We start from the raw sequence: 17,120 nt of genomic DNA on the forward strand, positions 1-17,120 counted from the left end.
GCCTGCCTGCCTGCCTGCCGGGCAGCTTATGCTGCATTTCTGTTAAAAAACCGCCGTTGGCACGATGATTGCAAAATATTTCTGTAGAAACGCACGCTGGCCTGGCATCCGCCTGCGGTGAAAGACTTTTTGCCTCATCAGAGTGCAGGTGATGCACCATTTTTGAGCAGTCGATCTTTTTTCGCCCCCGAGTGGTGCGGCATGCCTCGCAAATACACAAAGAATTCATATCAAGCCGTTAACATTCGGCTATGTTATGGAGGAACAGCGCGCGTTAACGCTGGAATAAAAACAGATAAACAGCAGAAACACACACATCACGTCGGCGCTACAGGCGCCAAAAACCACACAGGAGCAGGAACATGACATTACGGAAACTGGCACTTTGCCTTGCACTGGCTGGCGTCACCTCAGGCGTTGCTTACGCAGAGGATGCTGCACCGGCTGCCCAGGGTGCCACGCTGGACAAAATTGCCAAAAACGGCGTTGTCGTTGTCGGCCACCGTGAATCCTCCGTCCCGTTCTCTTACTACGATAACCAGCGTAACGTCGTCGGCTATTCACAGGCTTACTCTGACGCTATCGTTGCCGCGATCAAGAAGCAGCTGAACAAACCGGACCTGCAGGTTAAATTCCTGCCGATCACCTCGCAGAACCGTATTCCACTGCTGCAGAACGGCACCTACGATTTCGAATGTGGCTCCACCACTAACAACCTGGAGCGCCAGAAGCAGGCGTCCTTCTCTAACAGCATCTTTGTGGTCGGCACCCGTCTGCTGGTGAAGAAAGGCGGCCCGGTTAAAGATTTCGCCGACCTGAAAGGCAAAACGGTGGTGGTCACTTCAGGTACCACCTCTGAGATTCTGCTGAACAAGATGAACGATGAGCAGAAGCTGAATATGCGCATCATCAGCGCCAAAGACCACGGTGACTCGTTCCGTACCCTGGAGAGCGGCCGCGCCGTGGCATTTATGATGGATGACGCCCTGCTGGCGGGTGAACGTGCGAAAGCCAAAAAGCCGTCAGACTGGGAGATCCTCGGTACGCCACAGTCGCATGAAGCCTACGGCTGTATGCTGCGTAAAGACGATGCGGACTTCAAAAAACTGCTGGATACCACCATCGCCCAGGAGCAGACCTCCGGTGAAGCCGCTAAGTGGTTCGATCGCTGGTTCAAGCAGCCTATCCCACCGAAAAACATGACGATGGACTTCGAACTGTCCGACGACATGAAGGCACTGTTTAAAGCCCCTAACGACAAGGCAATGAATTAATAATGACAACACGCCTGCACGGTGTTCCTGTTGCGTTACGCAGAGGGTCATCAGCCAGGCTAAAAGGGCGGCACTGCTGCCCTACGATTGCTGAACACAGGCCCGGACAGACCCAGCCCGGCTGATATGGCGGACGCCATACGGTCGGGCGAAGGTAGTCACCGGTCGTTCCCCGGTGGTTACGCAAGGGCCTTTCATCAATCTTCAGGGTAGCGGTCGCTACCCTTTTTTTACCGGAGTCTTTTATGTCTATCGATTGGAACTGGGGGATCTTCCTGCAACAGGCCCCCTTCGGCAACACCACCTATCTCGGCTGGCTGTGGTCTGGTTTTCAGGTCACCATTGCCGTCTCCGTATGTGCCTGGATTATCGCGCTGCTGGTCGGTTCACTGTTCGGCATCCTGCGCACCGTGCCTAACCGCCTGCTGGCCGCTATCGGCACCTGCTACGTTGAGCTGTTCCGAAACGTCCCGCTGATCGTGCAGTTCTTTATCTGGTACCTGGTGGTGCCGGAGCTGCTGCCGCAAGGGCTGGGCATGTGGTTTAAATCCGAACTCGACCCGAATATTCAGTTCTTTACCTGTTCGGTGCTCTGTCTTGGTCTGTTTACCGCCGCCCGCGTCTGCGAGCAGGTACGTGCCGCGATCCAGTCGCTGCCCTACGGCCAGAAAAATGCCGGGCTGGCGATGGGGCTGACGCTGCCGCAAACCTACCGCTACGTGCTGCTGCCTAACGCCTACCGGGTGATCGTGCCGCCGATGACCTCCGAGATGCTGAACCTGGTGAAAAACTCCGCCATCGCCTCGACCATCGGTCTGGTGGATATGGCGGCCCAGGCCAACAAGCTGCTGGACTATTCGGCCCACGCCTATGAGTCATTTACCGCCATCACGCTCGCCTATATCGCGATTAACGCGGTGATCATGCTGTTGATGAGTCTGGTCGAACGCAAAGTTCGTCTGCCGGGGGGCAAATAATGTATCAATTTGACTGGAGTACTATCGTACCCAACCTGCCTTACCTGTGGGACGGGATGCTCGTTACCCTGAAGATTACCGTCACCGCGGTGATTTTCGGTATCGTCTGGGGCACCCTGCTGGCGGTGATGCGCCTTTCCAGCTTTAAACCGATCAGCTGGTTCGCCCGCCTGTACGTCAACCTGTTCCGCTCGGTGCCGCTGGTGATGGTGCTGCTGTGGTTCTATCTGGTGGTGCCAAGCTTCCTGCAGCAGGTGCTGGGGCTGTCGCCGAAGACCGATATTCGTCTGATCTCGGCGATGGTGGCCTTCTCGCTGTTTGAAGCCGCCTACTACTCCGAAATTATTCGTGCCGGCATCCTCAGCATCGCCCGCGGTCAGGGTAACGCCGCGCTGGCGCTGGGCATGACCCAGTGGCAGTCGATGCAGCTGGTGATCCTGCCGCAGGCGTTCCGCGCCATGGTGCCGCTGCTGCTCACCCAGGGCATCGTGCTGTTCCAGGATACCTCGCTGGTCTACGTGCTCAGCCTGGCGGACTTCTTCCGTACCGCCGACACCATCGGCATCAATAACGGTACAGAGATCGAAATGGTGCTGTTTGCCGGCGCAATCTACTTTGTTATCAGCCTTAGCGCTTCGCTGCTGGTCAGCCATTTAAAGAAAAAAAGGACGGCATAAATGATTTCCCTGAAAAATGTTTCTAAGTGGTATGGTCAATTTCAGGTGCTGACCGACTGCTCGACCGAAGTGAAAAAAGGCGAAGTGGTGGTGGTGTGCGGCCCGTCCGGCTCCGGCAAATCCACCCTGATCAAAACCGTTAACGGCCTGGAGCCGGTGCAGCAGGGCACCATTGAAGTCGACGGCACCGCCGTCAACGACAAGCGCACCAATCTGGCGAAGCTGCGCTCGCGGGTCGGCATGGTGTTTCAGCACTTTGAGCTGTTCCCGCATATATCCATCGTCGACAACCTGACGCTGGCGCAGGTCAAGGTATTAAAGCGTAATAAAGAAGAGGCAAAGCAGAAGGGGCTGAAGCTGCTGGAGCGCGTTGGCCTTGCCGCGCACGCCAACAAATTCCCCGGCCAGCTCTCTGGCGGCCAGCAGCAGCGCGTGGCGATTGCCCGCGCGCTGTGCATGGATCCGATCGCTATCCTGTTTGATGAGCCGACCTCGGCGCTCGATCCGGAGATGATCAACGAGGTGCTCGACGTAATGGTCGAACTGGCCAACGAAGGCATGACCATGATGGTGGTAACCCACGAAATGGGCTTTGCCCGCAAGGTGGCCAACCGGGTGATCTTTATGGACGAGGGTAAAATCGTTGAGGACTCACCGAAAGATGAGTTCTTTAACAACCCGCAGTCCGAACGGGCGAAAGATTTCCTGGCGAAAATCCTGCATTAAGCCGAAGGATGAGCTTAACATGATGAAATCATAAATCATCTTGTTAGCAGCGATTATGCAGCCGTTTGATAAGCCTGAAATTATCATCATGACTTATCGCATCAACATTCCAGCAGCAGCATCGTTGAACGATGCCGCTGCTGGTTAATCACCCATCACACTATTTCCTCACTCATTTTTATGTTTTTACAGCGTGAGGTTTCTTCATAACAGGCTGATAATGCCTGATACAGGTAACCGCATCAGAAATAACAATTCAAACTCCTGAAAAATGTAATTTTCAATCAACATCAAACGTCGATACGTAATAAGCACTAACAGCGAAAAAAGCACCCTTAGGTGTACTAACAGGCGGGTAAAACATCGATAATATACTTTCATGTAAAACTAAAACCATAATCAAGCCCAATGCCGCGTGACTAATATTTAATCTCATCTACATTTTTGATTGGCCGGGCCTTAGAAAGAGGAAAACAGCCTGAGTCAGGAAGATGCTTTCATCAACGAGGTGATAACCAGGAGGAAATAATGACTGAGCATTTGCAAAAAACTTACACAGGCCTGCGAGCCAGGGAGGTGTTGAGTCAAAACCGGACGTTTGTGAGATGTAACTTTACAGATTGTACATTTGAAAACCTCCTCTTACGTAACAATGAGTTTGAGAACTGCAGTTTTAATGATTGCTCATTTAAACAGATAAGCCACTCATTTCTTAGAATAAATGATGTTATCTTTCGCAACTGTTTCATTCAGGGAACTTCATTTGATAACATATCATTTCCTCACTCGGTTTCTTTTTACAACTGCAGGCTTAACCTCGTTGATTTTTTCAATATGGATTTACAGAAAAGCACCTTCAGTAACTGCTCTTTCAGAGAGTGCTCTTTCGCAGATTGTAATCTAAAGAAAAGCAATTTTACGAACTCTCATTTTTCGTATTCTGAGTTTCGTCGCGTAAACCTGAGCTACTGTGACTTCTCTGAAACAGAAGGGCTTGACATCAATCACGAAATAAACACCGTAGTGGGTATTACGTTGCCTCAGGACGCAGCGAATAAGATTCTGAAAAGGATGAAAATCTTCATTGCCGGATGATTTTTAGTAAGAATTTTTGCTCCATTTGCGTAGGGTTGTGCGCACGCTAAACATCGCAACTCAGATTCAGTGAACGTATCCATCAAATTCTGACAGGGCAACAGCGTTTCTGCCGAAAATGCTGTACTGTCCGCACCGGAACCAGGCCAGCCTGGCTCCGCGTTACCCTTGATCCGTCATTACGGTGAAAACGGCTGACGCACAAACTGATCGTGGCCGCACTCCGGGCAGCGGGTCAGGGTTTCCGGCGTGTAGATCGCGCGGGTAAACTGACACTGCTCACACACCAGATTGCCGAGGCCGACCACTTCTCCGCTCTGGTAAACGCCGTGGTGGTTGAGATCCTGAAACACCTCGCGCCACTCCAGCTGGCTCTTATCGGTAATGTCCGCAAGTTCTTTCCACAGGCTCTGGCTGATCACCCGCATAAATACGCTGTCGCTAAGCGGTTGTTCTTCCTCGTAGCTGCGGGCGAACTCCTCCAGGTCGCGGCGCACCGCGCGCGTCACATCATCAATTTCGTGGCGAGTCAGTTCGCCGCGGTTCTGCATGCGCTGGCGGGCGCTCTCCACCAGCGCATCAATATCGCGTTCACCACGCTCAAGGCGCGTGGTCAGCGACGACACCAGCTCACGGTAGTACTGAGCAACCTTGTTCATAGACTCTCCTTATTGATAACGATGGCGTTTCCTCTCAGTTTAGTCGCTACCTGCCTTTTGCCTTATTTTCACCACCGATTTTGCAGCCCGGCTTCCAGCCTGTAGAGAAATGCCGCCCGTTGGTCCGCTTAGTGTTGTTGGGGCGGGGCGGGATCAGCTATGCTATGCGGATCTGAATGAACACGAAAAAAGTTTCTACAAAGGACTACTGGCCACCATGCAAGAGCAATATCGCCCGGAAGAGATAGAATCCCATGTACAGCAGCACTGGGATGAGCAGCAAACGTTTAAAGTGACCGAAGACGAAGGTAAAGAGAAGTACTACTGCCTCTCGATGCTGCCCTACCCTTCCGGCCGCCTGCATATGGGCCACGTGCGTAACTACACCATCGGCGACGTGATTTCCCGTTACCAGCGCATGCTGGGTAAAAACGTACTGCAGCCAATCGGCTGGGATGCCTTCGGCCTGCCGGCAGAAGGCGCGGCGGTGAAGAACAACACCGCGCCGGCCCCGTGGACCTACGCCAACATCGACTACATGAAGAACCAGCTGAAGCTGCTGGGCTTTGGCTATGACTGGAGCCGCGAGCTGGCCACCTGTCAGCCGGAGTACTACCGCTGGGAACAGTGGTTCTTCACTAAGCTGTATGAGAAAGGCCTGGTCTACAAAAAGACCTCTGCGGTGAACTGGTGCCCGCACGATCTGACCGTGCTGGCCAACGAGCAGGTGATCGACGGCTGCTGCTGGCGCTGCGACACCAAGGTTGAGCGTAAAGAGATCCCGCAGTGGTTTATCAAAATCACCGACTACGCCGACGAACTGCTGAACGACCTGGATACGCTGGAGAGCTGGCCTGAGCAGGTTAAGACCATGCAGCGCAACTGGATTGGCCGCTCTGAAGGGGTGGAAATCGAGTTTAACGTCACCGACAGCGAAGAGACGCTGCGCGTCTACACCACCCGCCCGGACACCTTTATGGGCGTCACCTACCTGGCGGTAGCGGCGGGTCACCCGCTGGCGGCGCAGGCTGCTGCGTCTAACCCGGCGCTGGCCGATTTTATCGCCGAGTGCCGTAACACCAAAGTTGCCGAAGCAGAAATGGCTACTATGGAGAAAAAAGGCATGGCCACCGGCCTGTCGGCGGTGCATCCGCTGACCGGCGAAGCCGTGCCTGTCTGGGTAGCTAACTTCGTGCTGATGGAGTACGGCACCGGTGCGGTAATGGCCGTGCCTGGCCACGACCAGCGCGACTGGGAGTTCGCCACCAAATACGATCTGCTGATCAAGCCGGTGATCCTGGCCGCCGACGGCACTGCCCCGGATCTGAGCGAAGCCGCGATGACCGAGAAAGGCGTACTGTTTAACTCAGGCGAATTCGACGGCCTCTCGTTCGAAGAGGGCTTCAACGCCATCGCCAGTAAACTGGCAGAGAAAGGCGTTGGCGAGCGCAAGGTGAACTACCGCCTGCGCGACTGGGGCGTTTCCCGTCAGCGCTACTGGGGCGCACCGATTCCGATGGTAACCCTGGAAGACGGCACCGTGATGCCAACGCCGGAAGACCAGCTGCCGGTGATCCTGCCGGAAGACGTGGTGATGGACGGCATCAGCAGCCCGATCAAAGCTGACCCGGAGTGGGCGAAGACCACCGTTAACGGCCAGCCGGCGCTGCGTGAGACCGATACCTTCGACACCTTTATGGAGTCCTCCTGGTACTACGCCCGCTACACCTGTCCGGACTTTGATAAAGGCATGCTGGATCCTGCGGCGGCGAACTACTGGCTGCCGGTCGATCAGTACGTCGGCGGCATTGAGCATGCGATTATGCACCTGCTCTACTTCCGCTTCTTCCATAAGTTGCTGCGCGACGCCGGCCTGGTGACCTCTGACGAGCCGGCCAAACGCCTGCTGTGCCAGGGCATGGTCCTGGCTGACGCCTTCTACTACACCGGCACCAGCGGCGAACGTAACTGGGTCTCTCCGGTTGACGTCACCGTTGAGCGCGACGAGAAAGGCCGCATTACCAAAGCCAGCGACGCAGAAGGCCACGAGCTGGTCTACGCCGGCATGAGCAAAATGTCGAAGTCGAAAAACAACGGCATCGACCCGCAGGTGATGGTTGAACGTTACGGCGCGGATACCGTGCGTCTGTTTATGATGTTTGCTTCACCGGCCGATATGACCCTCGAGTGGCAGGAGTCCGGTGTGGAAGGCGCGAACCGCTTTATGAAGCGCGTCTGGCGTCTGGTGTTCGAACATACTGAGAAAGGGGCTACCCAACCGCTGGATGTTGCTACGCTTACTGAAGACCAGCAGGCGCTGCGTCGCGATCTGCATAAAACCATCAGCAAAGTGTCCGATGATATCGGCCGCCGTCAGACCTTTAACACCGCGATCGCGGCGATTATGGAACTGATGAACAAGCTCCTGCGCGCGCCGCAGGAGAGCGAACAGGATCGCGCGCTGATGCAGGAAGCGCTGCTGGCGGTGGTGCGGATGCTGTATCCGTTTACCCCGCACGCCAGCTTTGCCCTGTGGCAGGCGCTGGGCGGTGCTGGTGAGATCGATAACGCTGCATGGCCACAGGCTGATGAAGCGGCGATGGTCGAAGAGTCGGTGCTGGTGGTGGTACAGGTGAATGGCAAGGTGCGCGGCAAAATTACCGTCGCGGCCGATGCCACGCAGGAAGCCGTACAGGCGCGGGCGGCACAGGAGCATCTGGTCGCCAAGTATCTCGACGGCGTGACCGTTCGCAAAGTCATTTACGTCCAGGGCAAGCTGCTGAACCTGGTTGTGGGTTGATGTCAGGAGGAATTGTGCGACATCCGATAGTCTCTCTGCTGTTCACGCTGGCGGTGCTGGTCACCGCCGGCTGTGGTTATCACCTGCGTGGCACCACCTCGGTGCCGCCGGAAATGAAAACGCTGCGGCTGGACACGTCTGACCCTTACGGGCCGCTGGCGCGTTCGGTACGTGAACAACTGCGCCTGAATAACGTGAAGGTGGTTGACGACTCAGACGCGCGGACCGATGTGCCATCACTGCGTCTGCAGGCCGAAAGCATCAGCCGTGATTCTGCCTCGGTTTTCCAGGACGGGAAAACCGCAGAGTACTCGATGATGATGGTGGTAAACGCTCAGGTACTGGTGCCGAATAAAGGCATCTACCCGATCAGCACCACGGTCTATCGCTCATTCTTCGATAACCCGCTGGCCGCGCTGGCAAAAGATTCCGAGCAGCAGATTATCGTCGGTGAGATGCGTACTCTGGCTGCCCAGCAGCTGGTGCGCAAGTTGCTGACGGTGCATGCGGCGGAAAATGACGCGGCGATCAATACGCAGGATCACGTCCCTTCGGCGATGGACAAACTGCCGGCGGCCAACGCCGTAACGGACAGTTCTTACAGCCGATGATCAGGATTTACCCTGAACAGCTAGGCGCGCAGCTCCGTGAGGGGCTGCGCGCCTGCTACTTATTGCACGGTAGCGAGCCGCTGCTGCTGCAGGAAGCCCAGGATGCGATCCGGGCCGCCGCGCAGCAGCAGGGCTTTACCGAACACTTCAGCGTGACGCTGGAAGCGGGCACCGACTGGGATGATATTTTTTCACTCTGCCAGTCGTTAAGCCTGTTTGCCAGCCGCCAGACGCTGCTGCTTATTCTGCCGGATAACGGCCCCACTGCCGCGATGAGCGAGCAGTTACTGACCCTCGGAACCCTGCTGCACCCGGATATTTTGCTGGTGCTGCGCACCGGTAAACTCACCAAAGCCCAGGAGAACAGCGCCTGGTACAAGGCGCTAAGCCAGAACGGCGTGCTGGTGCCCTGCCAGACGCCGGAACAGGCGCAGTTGCCGCGCTGGGTCAGCACCCGTGCAAAAAAACTGCAGCTGCAGCTGGACGACGCGGCCAACCAGCTGCTCTGTTACTGCTATGAAGGCAATCTGCTGGCGCTGGCGCAGGCGCTGGAGCGGCTGTCGTTGCTGTGGCCCGACGGCAAGCTGACCCTGCCGCGGGTTGAACAGGCGGTAAACGACGCAGCCCATTTCACTCCGTTTCACTGGGTTGATGCGCTGCTGGCCGGCAAGGGCAAACGTTCGCTGCACATCCTGCATCAGATGCGCTCGGAAGAGAGCGAACCGGTGATCCTGCTGCGCACCCTGCAGCGCGATCTGCTGCTGCTGGTCAACCTGCAGCGCCAGCAGGCGCAGACGCCGCTGCGCACGCTGTTCGATCAGCAGCGCGTCTGGCAAAACCGCCGGACGCTGTTCAGCAGCGCGCTGGAACGGCTGTCTGGCGCACGGCTGCGCGAGGCGGTGCGGCTGCTGGCACGTATCGAACTGACCCTCAAGCAGGATTACGGCCGTTCGGTGTGGAGCGAGCTGGAAACGCTGTCGCTGCTGCTGTGCAATCCGGCGTTTCCGGCAGGATTTGACGATGTCTGAAGCCCTGCACGCGCTGTTCGGCGGCACCTTTGACCCGATCCACTACGGCCACCTGCGGCCGGTCGAGGCGCTGGCCGCCCAGGTCGGGCTGAGTAAAGTCACACTGCTGCCAAACAACGTGCCGCCGCACCGTCCACAGCCCGAGGCCAGCCCGGCACAGCGCGTGGCGATGGTCAGTCTGGCGATTGCCGGCAACCCGCTGTTCGATCTCGACCTGCGCGAAATGCAGCGCAGCACCCCGTCGTATACCCTTGATACCCTGACCGAGCTGCGCGCCGAGCGCGGCGCGCGGCAGCCGCTGGCGTTTATCGTTGGCCAGGATTCACTGCTAAGCTTACATAAGTGGTACCGCTGGGAGGCACTGCTGTCGGTGTGCCACCTGCTGGTGTGCCAGCGCCCCGGCTACGCTACCCGCATGCCGGATGCGGAAATGCAGCGCTGGCTGGATCAACACCTCGCCGCTGATGCGGCAGAACTGCACAACCGCCCGGCCGGCCGGGTCTTTCTCGCCGACACGCCACAGATTGCCATTTCCGCCACGGAGATCCGCCAGCGCCGCCATCAGGGCCGTTCAGACCAGGATCTGCTCCCTCAGGCGGTCAGCGACTATATCGATCGCGAGGGTCTGTATCGGAATCCCGCTACGCGTGATACACTGCGCCGCTAATTTTTCGGGCTGCTGCCCGGTTCACCGCTTTTTCCGCCGCCGTGCCAGCGTCATCAGGTCGCGCGCAGGTAAAGAGCCGATACATCATGTTACGGTTATCGTTTTTCACTTCGGTGACAACTGTGCGATAACCCTGCGTACTCAAAATCCCAAGGGGGAACCTTTTGCAAGGTAAAGCACTCCAAGACTTCGTCGTTGATAAAGCTGACGATCTCAAAGCTCAGGACATCGTGATCATCGACGTTCAGGGTAAATCAAGCATCACCGACTGCATGGTGATCTGTACCGGTACGTCTACCCGTCACGTGGTGGCGATTGCCGAAAATGTGGTGCAGGAAGCACGCCAGGCCGGCCTGAAGCCGTTCGGCGTCGACAGCCGTGCCGCCGCTGACTGGGTGGTCGTCGATCTCGGTGAAGTGATCCTGCACGTTATGCAGGAAGAGAGCCGTCAGCTCTACGAACTGGAAAAGCTCTGGAGTTAAGCCGTGAAGCTGCAGCTGGTTGCCGTTGGCACCAAAATGCCCGACTGGGTCCAGACCGGTTTTATGGAATACCTGCGCCGGTTTCCGAAAGATATGCCGTTCGAGCTGGTTGAAGTTCCCGCCGGCAAGCGCGGTAAGAATGCGGATATTAAACGTATTCTGGAAAAAGAGGGCGAACTGATGCTGGCTGCCGCTGGTAAAGGTAACCGCATCGTGACCCTCGATATTCCCGGCCAGCCGTGGGAAACCCCACAGCTCGCCAGCCAGCTGGAGCGCTGGAAGCAGGATGGCCGCGACGTCAGCCTGTTTATCGGCGGCCCGGAAGGCCTGTCACCCGCCTGCAAGGCCGCGGCGGAGCAAAGCTGGTCACTCTCAGCGCTGACCCTGCCCCATCCGCTGGTACGCGTGCTGGTTGCAGAGAGTTTGTATCGTGCATGGAGCATTACTGCGAATCATCCTTATCACCGTGAATAACGGCCAGGACTAACCGGACAGACAAAGCAGCGGATGAAATTACAACGCAACTCTTTTCGTGACTACACCGCCGAGCAAACGCTGTTTGTTCGCCGGGCCATCGTCGCCTTTCTCGGCATCCTGGCCCTGTCCGGCGTGCTGGTGGCTAACCTGTACCACCTGCAAATTGTCCGTTTTGATGATTACAGTACGCGTTCTAACGAAAACCGCATCAAGCTGGTGCCGGTCGCCCCCAGCCGCGGCATTATTTATGATCGTAACGGCATTCCGCTGGCGCTTAACCGCACCATTTACCAGATTGAACTGGTGCCGGAGAAGGTCGATAACCTCAAACAGACGCTGCAGGACCTCAAGCCGATCGTCGATCTGACCGACGAAGATATCGACGCCTTTGAGAAAGAACGCAAGCGTTCGCGCCGTTTCACCTCGATCGCGGTAAAAACCGGCCTTAACGATGTGCAGGTGGCCCGCTTTGCCGTCAACCAGTACCGCTTCCCCGGCGTTGAGGTCAAAGGCTATCAGCGCCGTTACTACCCTTATGGCTCCGCCCTGACCCACGTGCTGGGTTACGTGTCGAAAATCAACGACCGTGACGTTGAACGGCTGGATAAAGAGGGTAAATGGCCTAACTACGCGGCCACCCATGATATCGGCAAGCTGGGCATCGAACGCTATTACGAAGACGTGCTGCACGGTAAGACCGGCTATGAAGAGGTCGAAGTCAACAACCGTGGCCGGGTGATCCGCCAGCTGCATGAGCAGTCGCCGCAGGCCGGGCGTGATATCCATCTGACCATTGACCTTAAGCTGCAACAGTACATTGAAACGCTGCTGGCCGGCAGCCGCGCGGCGGTGGTGGTCACCGATCCGCGCAACGGCGAAGTGCTGGCGATGGTCTCCATGCCGAGCTACGACCCGAATCTGTTTGTCGACGGCATTTCATCAAAGGATTACAACCGTCTGCTGAATGACGAGAACCGGCCGCTGATCAACCGCGCCACCCAGGGGGCCTATCCGCCGGCCTCCACCGTCAAACCCTATATTGCCGTCTCGGCGCTGACCGCGGGGGTGATCACCCGCAATACCAGCCTGTTTGACCCGGGCTGGTGGCAGCTACCGGGTTCGGAGAAGCGCTTCCGCGACTGGAAACACTGGGGGCACGGCCGCCTGAACATCACCAAATCGCTGGAAGAGTCGGCGGATACCTTCTTCTACCAGGTGGCCTATGATATGGGTATCGACCGCCTGAGCGAGTGGATGAGCAAGTTTGGTTACGGCCACCTGTCGGGCATTGACCTGATCGAGGAGACGCCGGGCAATATGCCGACCCGCGAATGGAAAATGAAGCGCTTTAAAAAGCCGTGGTATCAGGGCGACACCATCCCGGTCGGCATCGGCCAGGGCTACTGGACCGCCACCCCGGTGCAGATGAACAAAGCGCTGATGACGCTGATTAATGACGGTATGGTGAAAACGCCGCACCTGATGATGGACACCATGCAGGGCAGCGTTAAGGTGCCGTGGCGTCAGCCGGTCAGCGCACCGATTGCCGATATTCATAACGGTTACTGGGAGATCGCCAAAGACGGCATGTACGGCGTGGCTAACCGGCCAAACGGCACCGGACGCAAGAGTTTTGAAAATGCGCCCTATAAAATCGCCGCCAAATCCGGTACGGCCCAGGTCTTTGGCCTGAAAGCCAATGAGACCTATAACGCACACAAAATCTCTGAGCGTCTGCGAGACCATAAGCTGATGACCGCCTATGCGCCCTACGAGAACCCGCGGGTTGCCGTGGCGATGATCCTCGAAAACGGCGGCGCGGGGCCGGCGGTCGGCACCATTATGCGCCAGGTCCTCGACCACATCATTCTTGGCGATAACAATACTAACCTGCCCGACGCCGCGCCTGTGCCGCCGGGCTACGAAGGTGAATAACCGGATATGAACGACAGCCACCAGAAACGCTCGATCTGGACCCGTATCCATATCGATCCGCTATTTTGCCTGATTATCGTGGCGCTGCTGGTCTACAGCGCGCTGGTGATGTGGAGCGCCAGCGGCCAGGATCCCGGCATGATGGAGCGTAAAATCGGCCAGATCGCCATGGGCACCATCGTGATGCTGGTGATGGCGCAGATCCCGCCGCGAGTCTATGAAGGCTGGGCGCCCTATCTCTACATCGTCTGCGTCATTTTGCTGATCGCCGTCGACGCCTTCGGCCAGATCAGTAAAGGGGCGCAGCGCTGGCTGGATCTCGGCTTTGTGCGTTTCCAGCCCTCCGAAATTGCCAAAATTGCCGTGCCGCTGATGGTGGCACGCTTTATCAACCGTGACGTCTGCCCGCCGACGCTGAAGAATACCGCCATCGCGCTGGTGCTGATCTTCCTGCCTACGCTGCTGGTGGCGGCGCAGCCAGACCTGGGCACCTCGATCCTGATCGCCGCGTCCGGCCTGTTTGTGCTGTTCCTCTCCGGAATGAGCTGGAAGCTGATCGCTGTCGCCGTGGTGCTGGTCGCCGCCTTTATTCCGATCCTGTGGTTCTTCCTGATGCACGACTACCAGCGCGACCGCGTGATGATGCTGCTGGATCCGGAAAGCGATCCGCTCGGGGCCGGCTATCATATTATTCAGTCGAAGATCGCCATTGGCTCCGGCGGCCTGCGCGGCAAAGGCTGGCTGCACGGCACCCAGTCCCAGCTGGAGTTTCTGCCTGAACGCCATACCGACTTTATTTTCGCCGTACTGGCGGAAGAGCTGGGTCTGGTCGGCTTTATCATTCTGCTGGCACTCTACCTGCTGCTGATCATGCGCGGGCTGATGATGGCCGCACGCGCGCAGACGACTTTTGGCCGGGTGATGGCCGGTGGATTAATGTTGATCTTCTTTGTCTATGTTTTTGTTAATATTGGCATGGTCAGCGGCATTCTGCCGGTGGTAGGGGTTCCGTTGCCGCTGGTCAGCTACGGCGGCTCTGCTCTGATTGTACTGATGGCAGGATTTGGCATCATCATGTCGATTCACACCCATCGTAAACTATTGTCGAAAAGCGTTTAAAGAGGCAGAGAGATGCGTAAGGACTGGCTTTGGATTGCCCTGGCGTCAGCAATGCTGGCAGCCTGTACTAACGACACCCAGCAACAGGCACCGGTTACCCAGCAGCAGGCCTATAACGGCCCGGTGGTGGAGATTGGCGGCGCAGAACCGCACTACGAACCCTTCAATCCGGGCACGCTGCAGGACTACCAGGTCAACGGCAAAAAGTACAAGGTGATCAAAGATCCGGCAAACTTCAGCGAAACCGGCCTTGCCGCCTGGTACGGTGAAGAGGCCAACGGCAGCCGCACCGCCAGCGGCGAAGCGTTTGACGCCAACGCAATGGCCGCCGCGCACCCTACCCTGCCGCTGCCGAGCTACGTGCGCGTCACCAACCTGGCGAATGGCCGGATGATCGTGGTTCGCGTTAACGACCGCGGCCCCTACACGCCGGGGCGGATTATCGATTTGACCCGTGCCGCCGGTGACCGTCTGAATATCTCCAATAACTCGCGGGTGAAGCTGGACTACATCAGCGTTGCGCCGGACGGGACCCTCTTCGGCCCCGGCACCGTCGGCACCACGGTCGCCAAACAGAGTTATGCCCTGCCTGCTCGCCCTGACATCAGCGGCGGCCTGACCCCGCTGGGCGCTGGCGCAGCCGCCAGTGGCGGTTACAGCGAAGCACCCTCACTGACCGGCCAGCCCGCTGCCACGCCGGCTTACCAGCCTGCGCCAGCGGCCAGCGCGCAGCCTGCGCTCAGCAACGACAACGTGCGTCCGGTGGACAACAGCACCCTGAACAGCAGCGAATCGCTGGGTGCGCCGGTTAACAGCGGTGGCTTCCTCGGTGCGCCGCAGCCGCTGCGCAACGGCGTGCTGGAGGGCAGTGAGCCGGTTGTCGCCGCCCCGGCAGTAGCGGCGACGGCAGGGGCTTCTGCTGCGGCCTCCACCTCTGCCCCGGCAGCCACCGGCGGTAACTTCGTGGTTCAGGTCGGTGCGCTCAATGACGCCAACCGCGCACGTCAGCTGGCCAGCAGCCTCGGCAAACAGTTTGGCGTTCCCGGCTCGGTCGACGCCCGCGGTAACGTTTATCGTGTTCAGCTGGGCCGCTTCAGCACCCGCCAGCAGGCGGCCGCGCTGCAGCAGCGTCTGGCCTCCGAAGCGCAGCAGCAATCCTTTATCACCGTCGCACCGAACGCAATGTAATGCTGTCACGATCCGCCCGATTTAGGGCGGGTTGTCGCGGCATGATTTTGCTATAGTGAGTCACTTTTTTTAACTTAGCCCAGGATGTAGTCGTTCTTAACATGAGCACTCTGACCCCTTCCCGACTGATCAAACGCCTGACCGTGGCCTCGCTGATCGCACTCAGCCTTAACGTGGTGGCCTACGCGGACGACGTTAACATTAAAACCATGATCCCCGGCGTACCGGAAATCGATGCTGAAGCCTATGTGCTTATCGATTACAACTCAGGCAAGGTGCTGGCTGAGAAGAACGCTGACGCACGCCGCGATCCGGCCAGCCTGACCAAGATGATGACCAGCTACGTCATCGGCCAGGCGATTAAAGCGGGTAAAATTCACAACGATGACATCGTCACCGTCGGTAAAGATGCCTGGGCGACCGGCAATCCGGTGTTCCGCGGTTCATCGCTGATGTTTCTTAAGCCCGGCGATCGCGTGCCGGTTTCCCAGCTGACGCGCGGCATCGTGCTGCAGTCGGGCAACGACGCCTGTGTGGCGATGGCCGACTACGTCGCCGGCAGCCAGGACGCCTTCGTCGGCCTGATGAACAACTACGTCAAGGCGCTGGGCCTGCAGAACACGCATTTCCAGACGGTACACGGCCTCGACGCCGAGGGCCAGTACAGCTCGGCGCGTGATATGGCGCTGATTGGCCGTGCACTGATCCGCGACGTGCCGGATGAGTACGCCGTCTATCATGAAAAAGAGTTCACCTTTAACAATATCCGCCAGATGAACCGTAACGGCCTGCTGTGGGATACCAGCCTGAACGTTGACGGCATCAAAACCGGCCACACCGACGCCGCCGGTTACAACCTGGTGGCCTCCGCCACCGAAGGCCAGATGCGTCTGATCTCCGCCGTGATGGGCGGCCACACCTACAAAGGCCGTGAAACCGAAAGCAAAAAACTGCTGACCTGGGGCTTCCGCTTCTTTGAAACCGTGGCACCGCTGAAGGCCGGCAAAGAGTTCGCCTCTGAACCGGTGTGGTTCGGCAACAGTGACCGCGTGCAGCTTGGCGTGGAAAAAGATGCCTTCCTGACCATCCCGCGCGGCAGGATGAAAGACCTGAAGGCCAGCTATACCCTGACCAACACCGAACTGCACGCACCGCTGCAGAAAAACCAGGTAGTGGGCAGCATCAACTTCCAGCTCGATGGTAAAACCATCGAACAGCATCCGCTGGTGGTACTCAACGATATGCCGGAAGGCGGCTTCTTTGGCCGCATCATCGATTACATCAAGCTGACGTTCCACCACTGGTTCGCCTGATGCCCGCCTCTCGCGCTTGAAATTGGGCGCGGGTCACCCCATATTGTTAGTATCTGTAAAACTCCCGCTACGGCGGGAGTCCTTGTTTGTGA

General features: G+C 57.7%; 16 protein-coding genes. 15 read left to right on the forward strand and 1 reads right to left on the reverse strand.

Annotation, left to right across the window (positions count from 1 at the left end; all coding sequences use genetic code 11):
• The first annotated feature begins 362 nt into the window (after window positions 1-362).
• From ASF13_RS18825 to ASF13_RS25405, 5 genes are all read left to right on the forward strand, one after another.
• Complete coding sequence (locus ASF13_RS18825; RefSeq protein WP_056239978.1) at window positions 363-1,274, forward strand: glutamate/aspartate ABC transporter substrate-binding protein; 912 nt, start codon at window positions 363-365, stop codon at window positions 1,272-1,274.
• 245 nt (window positions 1,275-1,519) lie between these two features.
• The gene (locus tag ASF13_RS18830) at window positions 1,520-2,251 is read left to right on the forward strand and encodes an amino acid ABC transporter permease (RefSeq protein WP_056239980.1); all 732 of its coding nucleotides are present in this window, start codon (window positions 1,520-1,522) and stop codon (window positions 2,249-2,251) included.
• Window positions 2,251-2,928, forward strand: a complete 678-nt coding sequence (gene gltK, locus ASF13_RS18835) for a glutamate/aspartate ABC transporter permease GltK (RefSeq protein WP_056239984.1) — start codon at window positions 2,251-2,253, stop codon at window positions 2,926-2,928. The genes ASF13_RS18830 and gltK overlap by 1 nt, the downstream gene beginning before the upstream one ends.
• The gene (locus ASF13_RS18840; RefSeq protein WP_056239989.1) at window positions 2,929-3,654 is read left to right on the forward strand and encodes an amino acid ABC transporter ATP-binding protein; all 726 of its coding nucleotides are present in this window, start codon (window positions 2,929-2,931) and stop codon (window positions 3,652-3,654) included.
• A 528-nt stretch (window positions 3,655-4,182) separates the two neighbouring features.
• Window positions 4,183-4,749, forward strand: a complete 567-nt coding sequence (locus ASF13_RS25405) for a pentapeptide repeat-containing protein (protein ID WP_056239992.1) — start codon at window positions 4,183-4,185, stop codon at window positions 4,747-4,749.
• Between the two features lie 179 nt (window positions 4,750-4,928).
• On the opposite strand, the gene ASF13_RS18850 is transcribed toward ASF13_RS25405, so the two are convergent.
• Window positions 4,929-5,408 (reverse strand): zinc ribbon-containing protein, encoded by a 480-nt coding sequence (locus ASF13_RS18850; RefSeq protein WP_056239993.1) that lies wholly within the window; start codon window positions 5,406-5,408, stop codon window positions 4,929-4,931.
• 217 nt (window positions 5,409-5,625) lie between these two features.
• On the opposite strand from ASF13_RS18850, the gene leuS reads away from it, so the two are divergent.
• The 10 genes from leuS to dacA all read left to right on the forward strand — a co-directional run bounded on the left by leuS (window position 5,626) and on the right by dacA (window position 17,028).
• Window positions 5,626-8,208 (forward strand): leucine--tRNA ligase, encoded by a 2,583-nt coding sequence (gene leuS, locus ASF13_RS18855; protein ID WP_056239998.1) that lies wholly within the window; start codon window positions 5,626-5,628, stop codon window positions 8,206-8,208.
• 14 nt (window positions 8,209-8,222) lie between these two features.
• Window positions 8,223-8,819 (forward strand): LPS assembly lipoprotein LptE, encoded by a 597-nt coding sequence (gene lptE / locus ASF13_RS18860; protein ID WP_056240000.1) that lies wholly within the window; start codon window positions 8,223-8,225, stop codon window positions 8,817-8,819.
• Window positions 8,816-9,847, forward strand: coding sequence for a DNA polymerase III subunit delta (gene holA / locus ASF13_RS18865; RefSeq protein WP_056240002.1), 1,032 nt, complete (start codon window positions 8,816-8,818; stop codon window positions 9,845-9,847). Before lptE ends, holA begins: the two co-directional genes overlap by 4 nt.
• Window positions 9,840-10,514: a nicotinate-nucleotide adenylyltransferase gene (gene nadD / locus ASF13_RS18870; protein WP_056240005.1), complete on the forward strand. Its 675-nt coding sequence runs from the start codon at window positions 9,840-9,842 to the stop codon at window positions 10,512-10,514. The genes holA and nadD overlap by 8 nt, the downstream gene beginning before the upstream one ends.
• A 164-nt stretch (window positions 10,515-10,678) precedes the next feature.
• Window positions 10,679-10,996, forward strand: coding sequence for a ribosome silencing factor (gene rsfS, locus ASF13_RS18875; protein ID WP_056240008.1), 318 nt, complete (start codon window positions 10,679-10,681; stop codon window positions 10,994-10,996).
• A 3-nt stretch (window positions 10,997-10,999) separates the two neighbouring features.
• Entirely contained in the window at window positions 11,000-11,470 is a 471-nt protein-coding gene (gene rlmH / locus ASF13_RS18880) for a 23S rRNA (pseudouridine(1915)-N(3))-methyltransferase RlmH (protein WP_056240011.1), read from the forward strand.
• A 33-nt stretch (window positions 11,471-11,503) separates the two neighbouring features.
• A complete protein-coding gene (mrdA, locus tag ASF13_RS18885; protein WP_056240015.1) occupies window positions 11,504-13,408 on the forward strand; it encodes a peptidoglycan DD-transpeptidase MrdA in 1,905 nt (634 codons plus the stop codon).
• A 6-nt stretch (window positions 13,409-13,414) separates the two neighbouring features.
• The gene (gene mrdB, locus ASF13_RS18890; RefSeq protein ID WP_056240017.1) at window positions 13,415-14,527 is read left to right on the forward strand and encodes a peptidoglycan glycosyltransferase MrdB; all 1,113 of its coding nucleotides are present in this window, start codon (window positions 13,415-13,417) and stop codon (window positions 14,525-14,527) included.
• A gap of 12 nt (window positions 14,528-14,539) precedes the next feature.
• Entirely contained in the window at window positions 14,540-15,715 is a 1,176-nt protein-coding gene (gene rlpA, locus ASF13_RS18895; protein WP_056240019.1) for an endolytic peptidoglycan transglycosylase RlpA, read from the forward strand.
• A gap of 101 nt (window positions 15,716-15,816) precedes the next feature.
• Window positions 15,817-17,028 (forward strand): D-alanyl-D-alanine carboxypeptidase DacA, encoded by a 1,212-nt coding sequence (gene dacA, locus ASF13_RS18900; protein WP_056240021.1) that lies wholly within the window; start codon window positions 15,817-15,819, stop codon window positions 17,026-17,028.
• Window positions 17,029-17,120: the final 92 nt, after the last annotated feature.

Origin of the sequence: Erwinia sp. Leaf53, from assembly GCF_001422605.1 — a bacterium.
Classification (GTDB): domain Bacteria; phylum Pseudomonadota; class Gammaproteobacteria; order Enterobacterales; family Enterobacteriaceae; genus Erwinia.

Bases quoted from the DNA above. Each gene is read 5' to 3' on its own strand.
- ASF13_RS18825 (WP_056239978.1), top strand. From the start codon at position 363: ATGACATTACGGAAACTGGCACTTTGCCTTGCACTGGCTGGCGTCACC.
- ASF13_RS18830 (WP_056239980.1), top strand. From the start codon at position 1,520: ATGTCTATCGATTGGAACTGGGGGATCTTCCTGCAACAGGCCCCCTTC.
- gltK (WP_056239984.1), top strand. From the start codon at position 2,251: ATGTATCAATTTGACTGGAGTACTATCGTACCCAACCTGCCTTACCTG.
- ASF13_RS18840 (WP_056239989.1), top strand. From the start codon at position 2,929: ATGATTTCCCTGAAAAATGTTTCTAAGTGGTATGGTCAATTTCAGGTG.
- ASF13_RS25405 (WP_056239992.1), top strand. From the start codon at position 4,183: ATGACTGAGCATTTGCAAAAAACTTACACAGGCCTGCGAGCCAGGGAG.
- ASF13_RS18850 (WP_056239993.1), bottom strand. From the start codon at position 5,408: ATGAACAAGGTTGCTCAGTACTACCGTGAGCTGGTGTCGTCGCTGACC.
- leuS (WP_056239998.1), top strand. From the start codon at position 5,626: ATGCAAGAGCAATATCGCCCGGAAGAGATAGAATCCCATGTACAGCAG.
- holA (WP_056240002.1), top strand. From the start codon at position 8,816: ATGATCAGGATTTACCCTGAACAGCTAGGCGCGCAGCTCCGTGAGGGG.
- nadD (WP_056240005.1), top strand. From the start codon at position 9,840: ATGTCTGAAGCCCTGCACGCGCTGTTCGGCGGCACCTTTGACCCGATC.
- mrdA (WP_056240015.1), top strand. From the start codon at position 11,504: ATGAAATTACAACGCAACTCTTTTCGTGACTACACCGCCGAGCAAACG.
- mrdB (WP_056240017.1), top strand. From the start codon at position 13,415: ATGAACGACAGCCACCAGAAACGCTCGATCTGGACCCGTATCCATATC.
- rlpA (WP_056240019.1), top strand. From the start codon at position 14,540: ATGCGTAAGGACTGGCTTTGGATTGCCCTGGCGTCAGCAATGCTGGCA.
- dacA (WP_056240021.1), top strand. From the start codon at position 15,817: ATGAGCACTCTGACCCCTTCCCGACTGATCAAACGCCTGACCGTGGCC.